Consider the following 17,574-nt stretch of genomic DNA (forward strand, 5'->3'; position numbering starts at 1 on the left):
ACAAGGCGAGTACACGGAACAACTCCGGGTATCGCTTTGGGGCATATCCCTCACGTCAGATCCATGTCATTCAATTGTGGGGGCCGCCGTGGCCTCGGGGGCCTGCTCTACTGCGGTGCGTCCGGCCGATCGGCCCAACCCGACACCGCTTTGACCTCGAGAAACTCTTCGATGCCCCAAACACCGCCTTCGCGGGCCCGGCCGGATGCCTTGATGCCGCCAAAAGGCGATCCCGGAGCGCGAGGCTTGCCGTTCATCTCGACCATGCCGGATCGCAGCCGGCCAGCCACACGGTTGCGCTTCTCGCCATCGGTCGACTGCACGTAGTTTGCAAGCCCATAAGGCGTGTCGTTTGCGATGGCGATCGCCTCTTCCTCACTGTCGAACGGCATGATCGAGAGCACCGGTCCGAAAATCTCCTCGCGAGCGAGGGCCATCTGGTTGTTTACATCTGCGAATACGGTCGGCCGGACGAAGTAGCCGGTCTCATGTCCGCTCGGGCGGCCGAGGCCGCCGGCGATGAGACGCGCCCCCTCGCCGATGCCTTTCTCGATCATTTCCTGGACCCTCTGGAACTGCGCATCCGAGGCGAGCGGACCGATATGCTTGCCAGCCGCGTGCGCCGCATCGACTGCAACGCCCTCCGCGATCACCCGGACCTCTTCGACCACCCGCTCATAGATGGCGCGCTCGACCAGCATGCGCGTGGGTGCGTTGCAGCTTTGCCCGGTGTTCTTGAAGCAATGAAGCACGCCGCGCTTCACCGCGTTGGCATCCGCGTCCGCGAATATGAGGTTTGCCCCCTTGCCACCAAGCTCAAGCACCACGCGCTTGAGCGTATCGGCGGCTGACTTGGAGATGGCGATGCCCGCGCGCGTGGAGCCCGTAAAGCTGATCATGTCGACATCGGGATGAGAACACAGACGCGTGCCGACCCCGGCGCCGTCACCGTTGACGAGATTGAAGACGCCCTTCGGGAAACCCGCTTCATCGATGTACTCGGCAAAGAGCATCGACGAAAGCGGCGCGATTTCCGAGGGCTTCAGCACCGTCGTGCATCCCGCCAGCAATGCCGGCACCACCTTGAGCGCTACCTGATTCATGGGCCAGTTCCACGGCGTGATCAAGCCCGCCACGCCGATCGGCTCCATGAGGATGCGATCTCCGGGCGCATGTGGGCCGAGCGGCCGCTCGAACGAAAACTCGCGAAACGCCGTGATGAAGGTCCGGGTGTGGTAAGCGCCGGCGCCAACGTGATCGGAGAGCGCCATGTCGATCGGCGCGCCCATCTCCAGACTGATCGCCAGCGCCATCTCGGGGGCGCGTCGTTCGTAGATTTCAAGAAGTCGCTCGACCAGCCGGAGGCGTTCGGCGGGGCTGGTCCGGGACCAGATCCCGAACGCCTGCCGCGCAGCGTTCACTGCGCGGTCGGTGTCGGCCACATCGCCGATGGAAATGACAGCGCAGGGCTGTTCGGTCGAGGGATTGATCACCACCAGCTCGCGGGCCGTCTCAGGTGTGACCCACTTCCCATCGATATAAAAAAGTCTTTTATCAAGCACGTTGTCTCTCAATCCTCGGTTGCGGAACAGAAGCGGCTTTGGGACGGCTGCTGCGCGATGCAGCGCAGAACGGTGCCAGGAAACTGCTGTTGATCGAAAGGTAGAACATTGCCGCGACTTTGTAAATAGGGTTACATAATTATCCATAGGATAATTTCCGGAGCTATTATGATAATTATAAGGCATTTTTAGCCATAATGATCAGACCGGCCCTTCGAGGGTGCCGCGCGAAATTATCTTACAGATAACCGATATACCCTATTTACAACACCATCGCGGCAGTCTATGTTTCGGTGACTTGTCCTTTCCTGGCTTCGGCGGGGAGACGAACAAGCGCTGAACGCAACTCAGACTCGGACGGGCGACGCCAGCAGTGCATCGATGACGCGCCCACCCATTCCCTCACGAGGAGACACACCCATGAATCCCAAGTCCAATCCCATCGTTCATTCCCTGTCACGCCGCTCGGCGATGGCTCTTGCGGCCGTGATGCTGGCTGGTGCAGCCTTTCCAGCGGCAAGCCAGACCGCGCCGTGGCCGTCGAAGCCCATTCGCCTGGTGGTGGGTTTCGCCCCGGGTGGCGGGACGGACGTTATGGCGCGCGCGATCGGACAGTTGCTCACCGAAGCGCTGGGACAGACCGTGATCGTCGACAACAAGCCCGGTGCCAGCGGCAACATAGCGGTTGGAGAGGTGGTCAGGGCGTCGCCCGACGGCTACACGTTTCTCATCGCGCCAACCTCGGTTGAAACTGCCAACCCCTATCTGTTCAAGTCCAATCTGCTGCCCTCTCGCGACCTCACTCCGGTGATGGCGGTCGGACGCGCCCAGATGTATCTCGTTGCCCGCCCCACGCTGGAAGCCAAGGACGTAAAACAGTTCATCGCGTCGGCCAAGGCTCAGCCCGGCAAGCTGACCATCGCGTCGTCCGGCACAGGTACGGCACCGCATCTCGCCGCGGAGTTGTTCAACCAGAGCAACGGCACCTCCATTACGCACGTACCTTACAAAGGCTCCGCGCCCGCCCTGCAAGACGTGATGGCCGGCCAGGCCGACGTCGTCTTCGATCCCGGTATCGGCTTCCCGCATATCAAGAGCGGCAAGGTCAAGCTGCTGGCTGTTGCCAGTGAAAGGAAGTCGGTCTTCTTCCCGGATGCGCCTAGCTACGCGGAACTGGGCATTCGAAATGCAAGCCTGGACATCTGGTTCGGCGCCTGGGCGCCGAACAAGGTCCCGGCCAACATTACAGAGCGGTTCTCGGCCGCGCTGAAGAAGGTCCTGGCATCACCGACGCTCAAGCAGCGGTTCGGACAACTCGGCGCCGAATCGGTGGCGATGGACCAGACAGCATTCCGGGAATTGCTGGCCGACGAGAGCAAGCGGCTGTCGACGCTCATCAAGGACCGCAAGATCGTCGTCGAGTAAGTGAAGCGATCTGGCGACACCCCATAAGAGCCATTTGCGGGTGTCCACTCAAACCATCCTTGGTTTGCAGTTGAGATATTTCTACATCGTAAGGAGGAGATGAATGCAGTCGACCGAATCGCGTGAACCGTTCAAGCCGCGCAATAAGGGGAGCGCCTGGATCGTGGCCACGCCGCTGGCGATGGCCGCCTGCGTAGCGCAGGCGCAGACCAACGTGACGCTCTATGGCGTGCTGGACACCAACGTCGAGTACGTGACGAACATGTCGACGGTGACGCCCAATGCGGCGAATGGTTTCGCACTTGGCCCAGGCAAGGACGTGGTGCGCATGAACTCGGGCGGGCTGTCCGGCTCGCGTTGGGGCCTGAGAGGATCGGAGGAGCTTGGCGATGGACTCAAGGCGCTATTCGTGATGGAAAGCGGCTTCGGGGTCGACGACGGCAAGATGCAGCAGGGAGGACGTCTCTTCGGCCGTCAAGCGTTTGTCGGGGTCGAACATGCGGTCGCTGGAAAGTTCACGTTCGGGCGGCAGTACACGTCCCTCTTCGATGCCCTCACCAACTTCTCGCCGACAGGATTCGGGCTACAGTATGAACCACTGATATTGGCCACGGGCCTGAACTTCCGGTCCGACAATGTGGCCAAGTACACAGGCCAGTTCGGCGGTCTCACTGCAATCACTCACTGGACCTTCGGCAATGGTGTTGCAGGAGGCGGCGAAGTGCCGGGACAGTTCCGGCGGGACTCCGGCTATGGCGCCGGTCTGGTCTACGGCACAGGTTCTTTTGGGGTCACGGCCGCGTACGACCAGTACGCCCCGACGCTCACTGCGGCGGGCGATACGGGAACGGTCAGGAAGGCTGCCGCGGCAGCCAGCTACACGATCGGCACCGCCAAGGTGATGGCCGGATATCGCTGGGGCAAAAGCACGGGCCCGAACAGCGCCACGCTGTTGCGCGACGACTATTACTGGCTTGGCCTCAACTATCAGGCCACGCCTGCACTTGCGCTAACAGTGGCCTACTATTACGACGACGCCAAAAGCGTAGCGGGCGCGAACGCTCCCAATCCGTGGCAGGTCTTGTTGATTGCGGACTACAGCTTTTCGAAGCGGACCGATGCCTATCTTACCGCCGCGTACACTCGGAATGCGGCGCTGAACATGGACAGCGCCGCGATCAGCTTTGCGAACGGCTATTTCCTTGGCAACGACAAGAATCAAATGCTGGGCGTAGCAGTCGGCATCCGTCACAAGTTCTAGGCGTCAAGGGTTTGATGGGACCAACGAGGTCGGGGCAGATACGCCGATTTCTTGAACATGCTAGTGTAGGAAGCAGCTATCCCCCCTTTTCTGCCAACCCTGGCCTTCAAGAGCGCTCGGAAAAGTGCGATGACTGCTTCCGACCCGAAGCCTGCCACTGGATCCCAGCGACTTCAATGGCCGCTTTCGAAAGACCAACGGTCATCCGCGCTGCTGTGTTGTCCGGCAATACTCAGCGGAGCGGCCCCTTGAATCCCCTGGCAGGCAGACACCCATTACACTAATGGGGAGTCTTACGCTTGGTTCTTAGGGAGGGAAGCTAATGGAGCTCCGGCAGTTGCGGTATTTCCTGCAGGTCGTCGAACTTGGCAGCATGGGAAAGGCAGCGCAGAAGCTGGGCGTAGGCACGTCGGCGCTCAGCCAGCAAATCAGCCGTCTGGAAGGAGAGCTTTCCACGCGCCTGTTGCAGCGCACGTCAGCCGGCGTGGTGCCCACAGATGCTGGCGCGGCATTCTGGCGGCAGGCGCAACTGGCGATCCGTCATGCTGACGACGCCGTCCGTGCCGCCCAGCTTGCGAGATTGTCCGGCCACGTGAGCGTCGGCATGGCGCCCAGTACGATCTCGGTGCTGGGCCTGCCGTTCATGCGGGCCATGCGGGAGCGATATCCCGATATACGGCTCCATCTGGTGGAAAGCCTGTCGGGCAACTTGGCGACCATGATCGATACCCGCCAGCTCGACCTGGCTGTCCTGTTCCACGCGGACGGCCACCATCGCTGGAGCCTGGCGCCCCTGCTCACGGAGCGCCTCTTCCTCATCGCCCGACGTGACATGCCCGCATTGCCCATGGCCAAGACCGTGAGGCTGGCACAGTTGCGCGACTTGCCATTGATCCTGCCGAGCAGCCCGCACGGGCTGCGGTCCGTGCTCGACGTGGCGTTTGCCAGAGGCCGTTACCAGCCGAACGTCGTGGCCGAGATCGACGGGCTGGCGATGCTGATGGATGCCGTGCGCGCCGGCCTTGGGGCGACGGTGCAGCCGGGCGCGGCAGTCGCGCGCATCGGCGGGGAGCCGCTGGCCATGATCGCCATCTCGGACGCCGGGGCCCGTCGCCCCAACCTGCTGGCCAGCCTGTCGGACGACGAGCTGTCGCCGGCCGGCCTGGCTGCGCGCGGCACGCTGGCTTCCGTTACGCGTGAGCTGGTGCGGGCCGGCCGATGGCCGGGGGCGACCCTTCAGGATTCGTAAACACCCGTTGCCGGTTCCCGTCTGGCGGGCGTCAGCCCCGCTCAGTATAGTCGCGCCCAACAAGGGAGACTGTACTCATGTGGGACGTACTCATAGTCGGGGGCGGCAACGCGGCGCTGTGCGCCGCGCTCATGGCGCGCGAGGCGGGCGCCAGCGTGCTGTTGCTGGAAGCTGCCCCCAAGGCCTGGCGCGGCGGCAATTCCCAGCACACCCGGAACCTCCGCTGCATGCACGATGCGCCGCAGGACGTGCTGGTCGACAGCTACCCGGAGGAGGAGTACTGGCAAGACCTGCTCAAGGTCACCGGTGGCATCACCAATGAGGCGCTGGCGCGCCTGGTGATCCGCGCGTCTTCGACGTGCCGCCCCTGGATGCGCCGCCATGGCGTGCATTTCCAGCCGCCACTATCCGGGGCGCTGCACGTGGCACGCACCAATGCGTTTTTCATGGGCGGTGGCAAGGCGCTGGTGAATGCCTACTACCGCAGCGCCGAAGCCCTCGGCGTGGAGGTCCGCTACGAAACGCCGGTCGATTCGATCGAACTGGACGGCAGCCGCTTCGTGGCCGCGCGCAGCGGCGCGCAGCGCTTCGAGGCCCGCGCCTGCGTGTTGGCTGCGGGCGGCTTCGAATCGAACCGCGAATGGCTGCGTGAAGCATGGGGCCGCAACGACCGCGGCGAATGGCCGGCCGACAACTTCCTGATCCGCGGCACCCGCTTCAACATGGGCGTGTTGCTAAAGTACATGATCGAGGCGGGGGCGGACGCCATCGGCGATCCCTCGCAATCGCACTGCGTGGCCATCGACGCACGCGCGCCGGTCTATGACGGCGGCATCTGCACGCGCATCGATTGCGTGTCGCTCGGCGTCGTGGTCAACCGCGAGGCGGAACGCTTCTACGACGAGGGCGAGGACTTCTGGCCGAAGCGTTACGCCATCTGGGGTCGCCTGGTCGCCCAGCAGCCTGGCCAGATCGCCTACTCCATCATTGACGCCAAGGCGATCGGGCGCTTCATGCCGCCCGTCTTCCCCGGCACGGTGGCCGATACGTTGCCCGAACTGGCGCGCAAACTGGGCCTGGCCGAGCAGGCGTTCGTGAAGAGCGTGACCGACTACAACGCCGCTTGCCGCACGGGCACGTTCGATCACACGACTCTTGACGACTGCCGCACCGATGGGCTGACGCCGCCAAAAACGCACTGGGCGCGTCCTATCGACACCGCGCCTTTCTACGGCTACGCGCTGCGTCCCGGCATCACCTTTACCTACCTCGGCCTCAAGGTCGACGAGAACTCCGCCGTGCATTTCGGCGGACAGCCCAGCGACAACCTGTTCGTTGCCGGCGAGATGATGGCCGGCAACGTGCTGGGCAAGGGCTATACGGCGGGCGTCGGCATGTCGATCGGCACAGCGTTCGGCCGCATTGCCGGCACCCGGGCCGCACGCGCGGCCGCACAATCGAAAGGAGCGCAACGTGAAGCAGCTTGAAGCCCTGGTGCGCGAGGCCGGTGAAACGGCCGCGGGCGATGTCCGGCCATCGGACAGTCGCAGAACCATTCCCATTGGAGTGTTGCCGCTGACCGGCAACGAGGCCGAGGTGGCCCGCCAGATGCAGATCTGCAATGCCTGCCGCTACTGCGAGGGCTTCTGCGCGGTGTTCCCGGCAATGACGCGGCGGCTGTCCTTCGGCAAGGCAGACGTGAACTACCTGGCCAACCTGTGCCACAACTGCGGCGCCTGCTACCACGCCTGCCAGTACGCGCCGCCGCACGAATTCGCGGTGAATGTACCGCAGGCCATGGCCCGGGTACGCGGCGAGACATATGCCGAGTATGCGTGGCCGGCACCGCTGGGGGCGCTGTACCACCGCAATGGACTCACCGTAGCGCTGGCCCTTGCGTTTGGCCTGTCACTGTTCCTGTTGCTGGCCATATCCCGGCAGGGCACCTTGTGGCATGCGCCACTGGCAGGCAATTTCTACGCGATTTTCCCGCACAACATGATGGCTGCCATGTTCGGAGCAGTGTTCGGCTTCGCGGTGCTGTCGCTGGGTATCGGCGTACGGACGTTCTGGCGCGACGTGTCGCCCGGCCGTGCCACGCCGCCAGCCTTGAGAGAGGCCGCGCGTGACGCGCTCACGCTCACCTACCTCGACGGCGGTCACGGCCAGGGATGCAACGAGCAGGACGACCGCTTCACGCTGGCGCGTCGCCGCTTCCATCATCTGACGTTCTACGGCTTCATGGCCTGCTTCGCTTCCACCGGCGTGGCGACGCTGTACCACTACCTGATGGGGTTGCACGCGCCATATCCGGTGACGAGTCTGCCGGTGCTCCTCGGCACGGCCGGCGGCATCGCGCTTCTGGCCGGTCCGGCCGGCCTGCTGTGGCTGAACCTTCGGCGCGATCCCAGGCGGGGCGATCCTGCGCAGCGTCCCATGGATCGTGGGTTTATCGCGCTGCTGCTGCTCACCGCGGTGACCGGTCTTGGCTTGCTGGCCGGCCGCGATACGGGAGCCATGGCCATCCTGCTGGCCGTCCACCTCGGCGTGGTGATGGCGCTGTTCGCCACGCTGCCGTTCGGCAAGTTCGCCCACGGCATCTACCGTTGCGCGGCCCTGTTGAAGTCCGCCATCGAGAAGCGCCAGCCCAACGCGTTGCAGCTCGGTTCCGACTGAAGCACCGAAGCACCGGGCCCGCAGCCCCGCAACGTCGATAAAAATCATCGATCCCCAAGGAGACCGTTCCATGACCGACATCACCCGTCGCACCGCCATTGCCTGCCTGGTGGGCGCGAGCCTCGCACTCGGTGGCATCGCCCCAGCCGCCGCGCAAGACTGGCCGGAGAAGCCCATCACCCTCGTGGTACCGTTTGCTTCCGGCGGCACCACCGACATCATCGCCCGCACCATCGGCATGAAGATGGGCGAGTCGTTGCACCAGCCGGTGGTGGTGGACAATCGCCCGGGCGCCGGCGGTACTCTCGGGGCGGGCAATGTGGCGCGCGCCACGCCGGACGGCTACACGCTGCTGCTGGCCACCGTGGCGCACACCATGGCGCCCGGCATCTACAAGAAGCTGCCGTACGAGTTCACGCGGGACCTGGTGCCCGTCGGTCTGGTGGCGCTGACACCCAACGTGCTGCTGGTGAGCCCGTCGATGCCGGTCAGGTCGGTGGCGGAACTGATCGCCTATATCAAGTCGCATCCGGGCAAGGTGAACTACGGATCGGCCGGGCCCGGCAGCACGGAGCATCTTTCGGGCGAACTGTTCCGGTCGATGACGGGCACCGATATCGTTCATGTCCCGTACAAGGGCGGCGCGCCGATGATGACCGACCTGATCGCCGGGCAGATCCAGATGGCGGTGGAGACCAGTCCGTCGGCCGCCCCGCACGTCCGCTCGGGCAAGGTCAAGGCGCTGGCGATCACCACGGCGAAGCGTTCCTCCGCCTATCCCGGCGTGCCAACGCTGGACGAAAGCGGCATCAAAGGCTACGAGGTGACCACCTGGTACGCACTGATGGCGCCCCGGGGCACGCCTGCCGCGGTGGCGCAGCGGCTGGGCGCGGAGCTGTCGAAGGCCCTGAAGCAAGCGGACGTGCTGAAGCGCTTCGAAGAGCAGGGCGTGACGGCTGGCGACATGACTCCTGCGCAACTCGCCGAGTTCATTCGCAAGGAGACGGAGCGTTGGACCCAGGTGGCAAAGGTGGCCGGGGCGACCGCCGACTGATTGCGTCGTGGTGATTCGGCCGCGCCACGGCCCCGAACGACGCTGCGCATCCGATGACGCAGTACGTCGCCCAAAGCGCCTGCCCGACGCTGGAAGTCGCCGTCACGCTCGGCGCCGCCGTGCGGCAGACGAACGGCAACATGGGGCGCGTGTACCACGCGAAGGGCGTAGACCGCCCGGTCCGCAATTCGCCGTGGACCGGTGAACGCGTTTCAGGTCTCTCGCTTCTGACGACTTCTATGCGGTTCACAGGAGAGATTGATGCGAAAGGCCGCTACCTGAGTGTTGCGGACGTCTGGATGGGTGGGGAAGCAGTGGGCGAGAAGGATGATCGGAGTGCGTTGCAGCCCCGTCAATACTGAATGGTCTCCCTAAAGGGTAGTGGAGAACATGCCGCCACCGATAAGTCGATTCCATACCCTGGGCACGGAAACGGATGATTTGTGAGGGTGCCGCGGCCGGAGAGGTATGACTGGCTAACGTGTCGCGATCCGGTGGCGCGGAGCTTCCTCGCACTGCCGTCGGCGAATGCAGGCCATCGCGAAGCTGCAAAAGTGCTTCCTGCAGACCTCTGCGAAGAATCCTGCGCCCAAGGTGCCGCTCAAGATCGGCATCTTCGAGGACCTCGTCCCGCACGTGCAGGACCTTGGCCTGACGGAGCCGGTATTGCGCGACGCGATCCGGACCTGGTGCCGCGGCACTCGCTACCGGCCCTGCCTGGTGAAAGGTGCCCCGCGCGTGGATCTGGCGAGGCGGGCGGCGGGACACGTTGCACTGGCCGATGCGAACCGGGCGCAGCAACTGTAGGACCGTCGTGCGGCGCACGCGTTATCTCGGCCAGCGACTGCGCCGAAACCCAACTGACTTGGGGGACGCGCACCTGCGCGAGTATCGTGCGCCGACCAAGCGCGATCCGGCATCGCATCCCTCGACAACTGGAATGCTCCCTGTTGAGCTGCCGCGGATACCACCGCAGCCACCATCGTCGCGCCCTGCGCTTCCTGCTCCAGGCCTTGCCCTACGCGTCTCACATGCACCTGGACGCTGGAGTTCGGAAGTTGTTCCCGCCCCCCGCTCAGCGTTTGTACTTAGTTGCATCCATCAACAAATGCGTACAGAATCTATTGTCGATATCTACTTATTCCTTATCCCGCCATGTCGTCCTCTGACCATCCCATCCTCGAGTACCTGTCGTTCCGGTTGGACCGGTTGAGCGAGTTGAGCAAAGCGACGGGATCCAAGTACTACGAAAAAGAGTTTGGCGTCACGGTGCGGGATTTGCGCGTGCTGCGCCTGGTTGCCTTGGAACCAGGGCTGACACTGAGCCGCCTTATCGAGTTGTCCTTGCTCGAAAAGACGTTGGTGTCAAAGATCGTAAGCGCCCTTGTCAAGCAGGGGTTCCTGTACCGCCAGATTGGCGAACTCGATGCCCGGCAGATCAATCTGTTCCTGAGCCCCGAGGGCAAAAGCATGGTGAAGCGGACCTACGAGCGCGGCAACACGCTCGAAGAGACTTTCCTTGCCACCCTGACCGAGTCGGAGCTCAAGACCTTTAACCGCTGCATCGACAAGCTGACGGACGCGCTCGAACGCCACGCGAAGAGCGCCGGCAGCGCCAAGCCGAGGCGGGCCGCATAGATTCGTCAATCCCCAGGAGGGGTATCCATGTTCTATCCATCGTTGAGGGAATTCGCAGCGGCTGCACTGATCGCCGCCGCTGCGGGCACGGCAGTCGCGCAGGAGCCGGTCAAGACATTGCGCGCGGTGCCGACCTCGGATCTCAAGGTACTCGACCCGATCTGGACCACCGCCACCATTTCGCAGAACCATGGCTACATGATCTACGACACGCTGTTCGGCCTGGATGCGCAAGGCAAGGTACAGCCGCAGATGGTGGATAAGTTCACGGTCAGCAAAGACGACCTGGCCTGGACGTTCACGCTCCGCCCGGGCCTGGCGTTTCACGACGGCAAGCCGGTAACAGGTGATGACGTGGTTGCCTCCCTCTCGCGATGGGCCAAGCGCGATCCGCTCGGCCAGCGGATGTTCGCCGCGCTGGAAACGATCGAGGCCGTGCCTCCCAACGGGTTCCGGCTTGTCTTCCGCCAGCCGTTCCCACTGGTGCTGGATGCCCTGGCCAAGCCGAACACCAGTGCGCCGTTTGTCATGCCCAAGCGCGTAGCCGATACGCCGGCCGACAAACAGATCGACGACTACACCGGGTCCGGTCCCTTCATCTTCAAGAAGGACGAGTTCCGTCCCGGCGAGAAAGTGGTCTATGCCAGGAACCCGCGATATCAGCCGCGGCAGGAGCCGCCGTCGGGCACGGCGGGTGGCAAGCGGGTCTATGTGGACCGCGTCGAATGGGTCATTCTCAAAGACGAGCAAACGCAGGTCAACGCGCTGCTGAACGGCGAGGTGGACATGGTCGAACTGTTGCCGTCCGGGCAATACGACGCGCTGAAGAAGAGTCCAGCGGTGGAGCTACTGAAGATGACGGGCGGCATGGCGACCCTGCACCTGAACCATCTCGTCGCACCATTCAATGATCCGCGTATCGCGCGGGCTGCGCTCCTCGCCATCAACCAGGAAGCGATGATGCGCGCACAGAGGCTGCATCGCGAACTCTACAGCACCTGTATCTCCGTTTACCCCTGCGGCACGTTGTACGCAAGCCAGAACGCCGGCGACTTTACCGGCAAGCCGCAGTTCGAGAAAGCGAGACAGTTGCTCAAGGAAGCCGGTTACAACGGCAAGCCGGTGGTGCTGCTCCACCCTTCCGACCTTGCCTCGCTCAACAAGTACCCGGTCGTCTACGCCCAGTTGCTGAAGCAGGCCGGTTTCAACGTCGACCTCCAGACCATGGATTGGTCCACGCTGATCACGCGTCGGGCGAAGAAGGATCCGGCAGACAAAGGCGGATGGAATGCCTTTATCAGCGTGTGGCCGGATGCCACGCTACTCAACCCGATGTTCATGTCCTTCCTGACGGGAACCGGGGAGAAAGGCTGGTTTGGCTGGGCGACGGACGACAAGCTGGAGGCGCTGAAGTCGGCGTTCTCGGCGACCCCCGATCCGGCGGAGCGCAAGCGCCTGGCCGAAGCGATCCAATTGCGCGTCTATGAAACTGGCCTCATGGCGCCGATCGGCCTGGGCTACCTGACGACGGCCGTGCGTAAGGGCGTCGTGGACGGCGTCGTGCCGGCACCGGCGTTCGTGTACTGGAACATCCGCAAGCACTGAACCGCATTTCCGGACACCGCGCCACGTACGCGCGATTCCCTTCAATCCGCCCCGCTTTGCCGCGCCCGGCCCCGTGGGCGCGGCAAAGCGCAACAATCTGAGTCGACCATGGCTTCCTTTGTGTTGCGTCGCATGCTCGCGACCTTGCCCGTCCTCGCGATCGTGGCGCTCATTGTCTTCCTGATGCTGAGACTGACGCCGGGAGATCCTGCGGCGGTGATCGTCGGCGACGCCGGCAGCGCGGCAGATATCGCGCGCGTCCGGCTGCAGCTCGGGCTGGATCAGTCGCTTGCCCACCAGTTCCGCGCCTGGGCGGCACAGCTTGCACAAGGCAACCTTGGCGAGTCGTTCTACCTGAAGCGTGGTGTTGGCGAGCTGATCCTGCAGCGCCTGGAGCCAACCGTCTCGCTCGCGGGCGTGACGATCGTGCTGGCGGTGCTGATCTCGGTGCCGCTCGGCGTGCTCGCCGCGTGGCGCCACGGGGGCCTGCTGGACCGGTGCCTGATGAGCTTCTCGGTCCTCGGCTTCTCGATTCCCGTGTTCGTGGTCGGGTATCTGATGATCTGGCTCTTCGCGCTCAAGCTCGGCTGGCTGCCCGTGCAGGGATACATCCGCGTCTCGGAGGGGCTTGGTGACTGGCTGCGGCAACTGGTAGCGCCAGCCATCACGCTGTCTATCGTCTACATCGCCCTGATCGCGCGGGTCACGCGCGCCGCGGTTGCCGAGGCGCTGACCGAGGACCACGTGCGCACGGCCCGCGCCAAGGGCATCCCCGAATATCGCGTGCTGATCCGGCACGCCTTGTCCAATGCGGCGGTCCCCATTGTCACGGTGATCGGCCTGGGCATCGCGCTGCTTGTCGGCGGCGTGGTCATCACCGAAACGGTGTTCGCCATCCCCGGCCTCGGAGCGCTGACCGTGGAGGCAATCCTTTCGCGCGACTACCCGGTGATTCAGGGCGTGACGCTGTTCTTCTCCTTCGTCTACGTGCTGGTCAATCTCCTGGTCGATCTCAGCTACGTGTTCTTCGATCCACGCATCCGCTACTGAACCATCGAGACGCCGACATGTCTTCCAATCTGCTTTCGAGCCAGCCGCAGGCCCTGCCGGTACAGGTGCCCGCGCGCCGCCCGTCCTTGTGGCGCCTGGCATGGCGCGACACCAGCGTGCGCCTTGGCTGCGGCGCCTTGATCCTGCTGCTGATCCTCGCGACAGGCGCGCCCTGGCTCTACACGATCGATCCCACGGCCATGGACCCGGCCGCCGCCAACCTGACGCCGCTCGCGCACAGCGAGTTCATGAGCCTTTCCGGGGAGGAACCGATCCAGCGCTGGTTCCTGTTCGGCACCGACAGCCTGGGCCGGGACATCTGGAGCCGCGTCCTTTATGGAACCCGCGTGTCATTGGCCGTCGGCGGTGTCGTGGCGGCGCTCTCGCTTTGCCTGGGACTCGTGGTGGGGGCGCTTTCGGGCTACTTCAGGCGTATCGACGGCGTCGTGATGCGTGTGATGGACGGCATCATGGCCATTCCAGGCATCCTGTTCGCCATCGTGCTGGTGGCCTTATGGCGGCCAAGCCTGATGACGGTGATCTTTGCCATCACGGTTCCCGAGATTCCCCGCGTCGCGCGGCTGGTGCGCTCGGTGGTGCTGACGGTGCGGGAAGAACCGTATGTGGAGGCCGCCATCGCGCTCGATAGCACCCTGCCAGCACTGATGTTCCGCCACATCCTGCCCAACGCCATCGCACCGCTGATCGTGCAGGGCACGTACGTTTGCGCAGCGGCGATGCTGGTGGAGGCAGGCATGTCGTTCCTGGGCATCGGGCTGCCGCCGGAGATCCCGACCTGGGGCAACGTCATGTCCGAAGGACGGTCGCAGTTCAACAGCTTTCCCCATACGGTATTGCTCCCGGGCCTCTTCCTCGCGATATGCGTGCTTGCCGTCAATATGCTCGGCGACGGACTGCGCGACACCCTCGACCCTAAATTCAGCAAACGCGGGAGATGAGCCATGCAGACCAGAGACCAAACGGCAGGCGCGGCCACCGCACCGGTGCTGGTGGTACGAGACCTCTCCATCGGGCTGCCCGCCGGCGGCGACCGGCCACAGGCGGTGCGGCATATCAGCTTTGAGGTGGCGCCGGGCCGCATCATGTGCCTGCTTGGCGAATCCGGGTCCGGAAAATCGGTGATTGCCCATGCCGTGATGGGGCTGCTGCCACCCGCGCTCAAGCCGGGCGGCGGCAGTATCGAGCTGCTCGGCGAAAACCTGTTGGAGGCCGACCCGCGGCGCATGCGCGCGCTGCGCGGGGTCGCCATGGCAATGGTGTTCCAGGAGCCAATGACCGCGCTCAACCCGGTGATGACCTGCGGCGCGCAGGTGGACGAGATCCTCGCCGAGCACACCGATCTCACGCCTGCCGAGCGCCGGGCACGCGTCCTGGAGATCTTTGGGCGCACGCGGCTGCCCGAGCCGGAGCGGATCTATGGCGCCTATCCGCACCAGTTGTCCGGCGGACAGCGTCAACGCATCGTGATCGCGATCGCGATGATTCTCAGACCGGCGCTGCTGATCTGCGACGAGCCGACCACCGCGCTCGACGTGACGACGCAAGCCGAGATCCTGAAGCTGATTCGCGAATTGCAGGCCGAGAGCGGCACCGGCGTGCTGTTCATCACCCACGATTTCGGCGTGGTCGCCGAGATCGCGGACGAGGTCGCGGTGCTCCAGTTGGGAGAGATGATCGAACAGGGCCCGAAGGAAGAAGTACTGCGCAGCCCGCGCGAAGCCTATACCAGAATGCTGCTGTCCGCCGTGCCGTCGTTGCGGCCCGCCAACCGGCCGGCGCTCAAGCCGGCACCGCCCCTGCTCGATGCGCGCGGGCTGGCCAAGGCCTATGTCAGCAAAGGCTGGCTGGGCAGGCACCGGGTGGTACAGGCAGTGCAAGATGTCGCGCTGTCGATCCATCCTGGCGAGACGGTCGGCATCGTGGGCGAATCGGGCTCCGGCAAATCGACGGTCGCACGCTGCATCGCGCGTCTGATCGAACCGTCCGCCGGCGAGATATGGGCACAGGGCCGATCCATGGCCAAGGCGGCAAGGCGCGAGGTATCCGACTTCCGGCGCTCGGTGCAGGTGGTGTTCCAGGATCCCTATCGGTCGCTGAACCCTCGACGCACAGTGGGTGCATCGATAGTCGAAGGACCGCTGAACTTCGGCGTCCCTCCGCGCGAGGCCTGGGCCCGTGCGGAGGAGCTCATGCATCTGGTGCGCCTGAAGCCCGATGCGCTGCAGCGCTATCCCAGCGAGTTCTCGGGCGGCCAGCGGCAACGGATCTGCATCGCTCGCGCGCTCGCCTGCGAACCGAAAGTGCTGATCGCTGACGAGGCCGTCTCGGCGCTCGACGTCTCCGTGCAGGCGCAGATCATTGCGCTGCTCGACGAGATCCAGCAGCGCCTGGACCTGGGCATTCTCTTCATTACCCATGACCTGCGCGTCGCCAGCCAGATCTGCGATAGCGTGATCGTGATGCAGCACGGGCGCATCGTCGAGCAAGGCAGCGCCCGGGAAGTCTTTCTTTCGCCCAGCCAGCCGTACACGCAAGCCTTGCTCGCCGCCGCCCCCGGCCAGGGCTACGCATTCGGTGCCGGTTGAATCACCCTCACCTAAGGATGGAACCATGACGACTGACCTCCATGAACTGAGCGCCACGACGCTGCTCGACCTGTACGCCAGCAAGGCGCTATCGCCTGTGGCCGTGACGCGAGCTGTGCTGGCGCGCATGGAAGCCTGGGAGCCGCACATCCAGGCGTCCTATGCGCTAGACACCGAGGGCGCGCTCGCGATGGCCCGCGAGTCCGAGGCGCGCTGGCAGCGCGGTGCGCCGCAGGGCCCGCTCGACGGCGTGCCGGTGACAATCAAGGAGAACATTGCCACGCAGGGTGTCCCGGTGCCGTTGGGCTGCGCCGCGACCGAGCTGGTGCCCGCGGTCAAGGACGCTCCCGTGGCCGCGCGCCTGCGCGAAGCCGGTGCAGTGTTCATCTGCAAGACCACGATGCCGGACCTTGGCATGCTTGGCGCCGCCATGTCCAGCTTCCACCCGCTGACGCGCAACCCATGGAACCTGGGCCGCAATCCGGGCGGATCCAGTTCGGGCGCCGGGGCGGCGGCGGCGGCCGGCTATGGCCCGTTGCATGTGGGCACGGACATCGGCGGTTCGGTCCGTGGGCCGGCCGGCTTCTGTGGCATCTTTGGACTCAAGCCGAGCCTTGGCCGTATTCCGATCGATCCGCCATACCCGGCGCGCGTCGCCGGCCCGATGGCCCGTACCGTGGCGGACGCCGCGTTGCTGATGCGCGTCCTGTCGTTGCCCGATGCGCGGGATCACATGAGCCTGCCCTACCAGCCCATTGAGTGGAATCGGCTGGACCGCAAGCTCCAGGGTCTGCGCCTTGGCCTGTGGCTCGAGCTCGACAGCGGGATCCGGGTCGATCCAGAGGTACGCGCCGCGGTGGAGCAAGCCGCCAGGGCATTCGAAGCGGCGGGTGCGATCGTCGAACCCATCCGGCCCTGGATCGAGCCGGGCATGCTGGAAGGCATCAGCAGTTTCTGGTCCATGCGCACGCGCATGGACCTTGCTTCGCTGCCCGAGGAACGGCGCAGCAAGGCCTCTCCCGCCATCCAATGGGCGGTGCAACGCAGCGAGGGCGTCACCGCGGAGCAGTTGTACCGCGCGCATGCCCAGGGGATGGCGCTGCGCGCCGAGACCGTCGCCGCCACGCGCGATTTCGACTATGTGCTTTCCCCCGTTTTTCCGCAGCCCGCGTTCGGGGCGGAGCAGACGCACGTGGAGTACGAGGGCGTGGAACCGATTCATCAGGCCAGCTTCACCATCGTTTACAACTTCTCCGAGCAGCCGGCAGCATCGGTCAATTGCGGATACTCGTCTGACGGCATGCCTATCGGGCTGCAGATTGCCGGGCGGCGTTTCGACGATCTCGGCGTGCTGCAGATGGCCAAGGCCTGGGAAACCATGCGTCCCGCGCAACGATCCTGGCCGCAACCGCCGCAGGCGGTTGCCTGAGCGCGTCGCCTGACGCTAA

14 protein-coding genes and 1 pseudogene are annotated in these 17,574 nt (G+C 64.5%); 14 read left to right on the forward strand and 1 reads right to left on the reverse strand.

Going from position 1 to position 17,574, the window contains the following annotated elements:
- Window positions 1-107: 107 nt before the first annotated feature.
- Window positions 108-1,562, reverse strand: coding sequence for an aldehyde dehydrogenase family protein (locus AC1DQ3_RS00240; RefSeq protein WP_477118165.1), 1,455 nt, complete (start codon window positions 1,560-1,562; stop codon window positions 108-110).
- Window positions 1,563-1,982: 420 nt separating this feature from the next.
- On the opposite strand from AC1DQ3_RS00240, the gene AC1DQ3_RS00245 reads away from it, so the two are divergent.
- From AC1DQ3_RS00245 to AC1DQ3_RS00310, 14 genes and pseudogenes are all read left to right on the forward strand, one after another.
- A complete protein-coding gene (locus AC1DQ3_RS00245) occupies window positions 1,983-2,987 on the forward strand; it encodes a tripartite tricarboxylate transporter substrate binding protein (RefSeq protein ID WP_477118166.1) in 1,005 nt (334 codons plus the stop codon).
- Window positions 2,988-3,168: 181 nt separating this feature from the next.
- Window positions 3,169-4,248 (forward strand): porin, encoded by a 1,080-nt coding sequence (locus AC1DQ3_RS00250; protein WP_477118483.1) that lies wholly within the window; start codon window positions 3,169-3,171, stop codon window positions 4,246-4,248.
- A 322-nt stretch (window positions 4,249-4,570) separates the two neighbouring features.
- Window positions 4,571-5,497 (forward strand): LysR family transcriptional regulator, encoded by a 927-nt coding sequence (locus AC1DQ3_RS00255; protein WP_477118167.1) that lies wholly within the window; start codon window positions 4,571-4,573, stop codon window positions 5,495-5,497.
- 77 nt (window positions 5,498-5,574) lie between these two features.
- The gene (tcuA, locus tag AC1DQ3_RS00260; protein ID WP_477118168.1) at window positions 5,575-6,984 is read left to right on the forward strand and encodes an FAD-dependent tricarballylate dehydrogenase TcuA; all 1,410 of its coding nucleotides are present in this window, start codon (window positions 5,575-5,577) and stop codon (window positions 6,982-6,984) included.
- Window positions 6,971-8,173 (forward strand): tricarballylate utilization 4Fe-4S protein TcuB, encoded by a 1,203-nt coding sequence (tcuB, locus tag AC1DQ3_RS00265; RefSeq protein WP_477118169.1) that lies wholly within the window; start codon window positions 6,971-6,973, stop codon window positions 8,171-8,173. Before tcuA ends, tcuB begins: the two co-directional genes overlap by 14 nt.
- Before the next feature lie 70 nt (window positions 8,174-8,243).
- A complete protein-coding gene (locus AC1DQ3_RS00270; RefSeq protein ID WP_477118170.1) occupies window positions 8,244-9,227 on the forward strand; it encodes a Bug family tripartite tricarboxylate transporter substrate binding protein in 984 nt (327 codons plus the stop codon).
- Between the two features lie 53 nt (window positions 9,228-9,280).
- Window positions 9,281-9,589: a hypothetical protein gene (locus AC1DQ3_RS00275; RefSeq protein ID WP_477118171.1), complete on the forward strand. Its 309-nt coding sequence runs from the start codon at window positions 9,281-9,283 to the stop codon at window positions 9,587-9,589.
- Between the two features lie 175 nt (window positions 9,590-9,764).
- Window positions 9,765-10,031: pseudogene (locus AC1DQ3_RS00280) on the forward strand (ProQ/FinO family protein); the annotation flags it as partial.
- A gap of 351 nt (window positions 10,032-10,382) precedes the next feature.
- The gene (locus AC1DQ3_RS00285; protein ID WP_477118172.1) at window positions 10,383-10,865 is read left to right on the forward strand and encodes a MarR family winged helix-turn-helix transcriptional regulator; all 483 of its coding nucleotides are present in this window, start codon (window positions 10,383-10,385) and stop codon (window positions 10,863-10,865) included.
- 27 nt (window positions 10,866-10,892) lie between these two features.
- A complete protein-coding gene (locus tag AC1DQ3_RS00290; RefSeq protein ID WP_477118173.1) occupies window positions 10,893-12,470 on the forward strand; it encodes an ABC transporter substrate-binding protein in 1,578 nt (525 codons plus the stop codon).
- Window positions 12,471-12,578: 108 nt separating this feature from the next.
- Complete coding sequence (locus AC1DQ3_RS00295) at window positions 12,579-13,520, forward strand: ABC transporter permease (RefSeq protein WP_477118174.1); 942 nt, start codon at window positions 12,579-12,581, stop codon at window positions 13,518-13,520.
- Between the two features lie 17 nt (window positions 13,521-13,537).
- A complete protein-coding gene (locus AC1DQ3_RS00300; protein ID WP_477118175.1) occupies window positions 13,538-14,479 on the forward strand; it encodes an ABC transporter permease in 942 nt (313 codons plus the stop codon).
- Between the two features lie 3 nt (window positions 14,480-14,482).
- Window positions 14,483-16,126, forward strand: coding sequence for an ABC transporter ATP-binding protein (locus tag AC1DQ3_RS00305; protein ID WP_477118176.1), 1,644 nt, complete (start codon window positions 14,483-14,485; stop codon window positions 16,124-16,126).
- A 25-nt stretch (window positions 16,127-16,151) separates the two neighbouring features.
- Window positions 16,152-17,555, forward strand: a complete 1,404-nt coding sequence (locus tag AC1DQ3_RS00310) for an amidase (RefSeq protein WP_477118177.1) — start codon at window positions 16,152-16,154, stop codon at window positions 17,553-17,555.
- Window positions 17,556-17,574 lie beyond the last annotated feature (19 nt).

The organism is Cupriavidus sp. 01T418, from assembly GCF_056398885.1.

Bases quoted from the DNA above. Each gene is read 5' to 3' on its own strand.
- AC1DQ3_RS00255 (WP_477118167.1), top strand. From the start codon at position 4,571: ATGGAGCTCCGGCAGTTGCGGTATTTCCTGCAGGTCGTCGAACTTGGC.
- AC1DQ3_RS00245 (WP_477118166.1), top strand. From the start codon at position 1,983: ATGAATCCCAAGTCCAATCCCATCGTTCATTCCCTGTCACGCCGCTCG.
- tcuA (WP_477118168.1), top strand. From the start codon at position 5,575: ATGTGGGACGTACTCATAGTCGGGGGCGGCAACGCGGCGCTGTGCGCC.
- AC1DQ3_RS00275 (WP_477118171.1), top strand. From the start codon at position 9,281: ATGACGCAGTACGTCGCCCAAAGCGCCTGCCCGACGCTGGAAGTCGCC.
- AC1DQ3_RS00250 (WP_477118483.1), top strand. From the start codon at position 3,169: ATGGCCGCCTGCGTAGCGCAGGCGCAGACCAACGTGACGCTCTATGGC.
- AC1DQ3_RS00285 (WP_477118172.1), top strand. From the start codon at position 10,383: ATGTCGTCCTCTGACCATCCCATCCTCGAGTACCTGTCGTTCCGGTTG.
- AC1DQ3_RS00305 (WP_477118176.1), top strand. From the start codon at position 14,483: ATGCAGACCAGAGACCAAACGGCAGGCGCGGCCACCGCACCGGTGCTG.
- AC1DQ3_RS00310 (WP_477118177.1), top strand. From the start codon at position 16,152: ATGACGACTGACCTCCATGAACTGAGCGCCACGACGCTGCTCGACCTG.
- AC1DQ3_RS00270 (WP_477118170.1), top strand. From the start codon at position 8,244: ATGACCGACATCACCCGTCGCACCGCCATTGCCTGCCTGGTGGGCGCG.
- AC1DQ3_RS00300 (WP_477118175.1), top strand. From the start codon at position 13,538: ATGTCTTCCAATCTGCTTTCGAGCCAGCCGCAGGCCCTGCCGGTACAG.
- AC1DQ3_RS00290 (WP_477118173.1), top strand. From the start codon at position 10,893: ATGTTCTATCCATCGTTGAGGGAATTCGCAGCGGCTGCACTGATCGCC.
- AC1DQ3_RS00295 (WP_477118174.1), top strand. From the start codon at position 12,579: ATGGCTTCCTTTGTGTTGCGTCGCATGCTCGCGACCTTGCCCGTCCTC.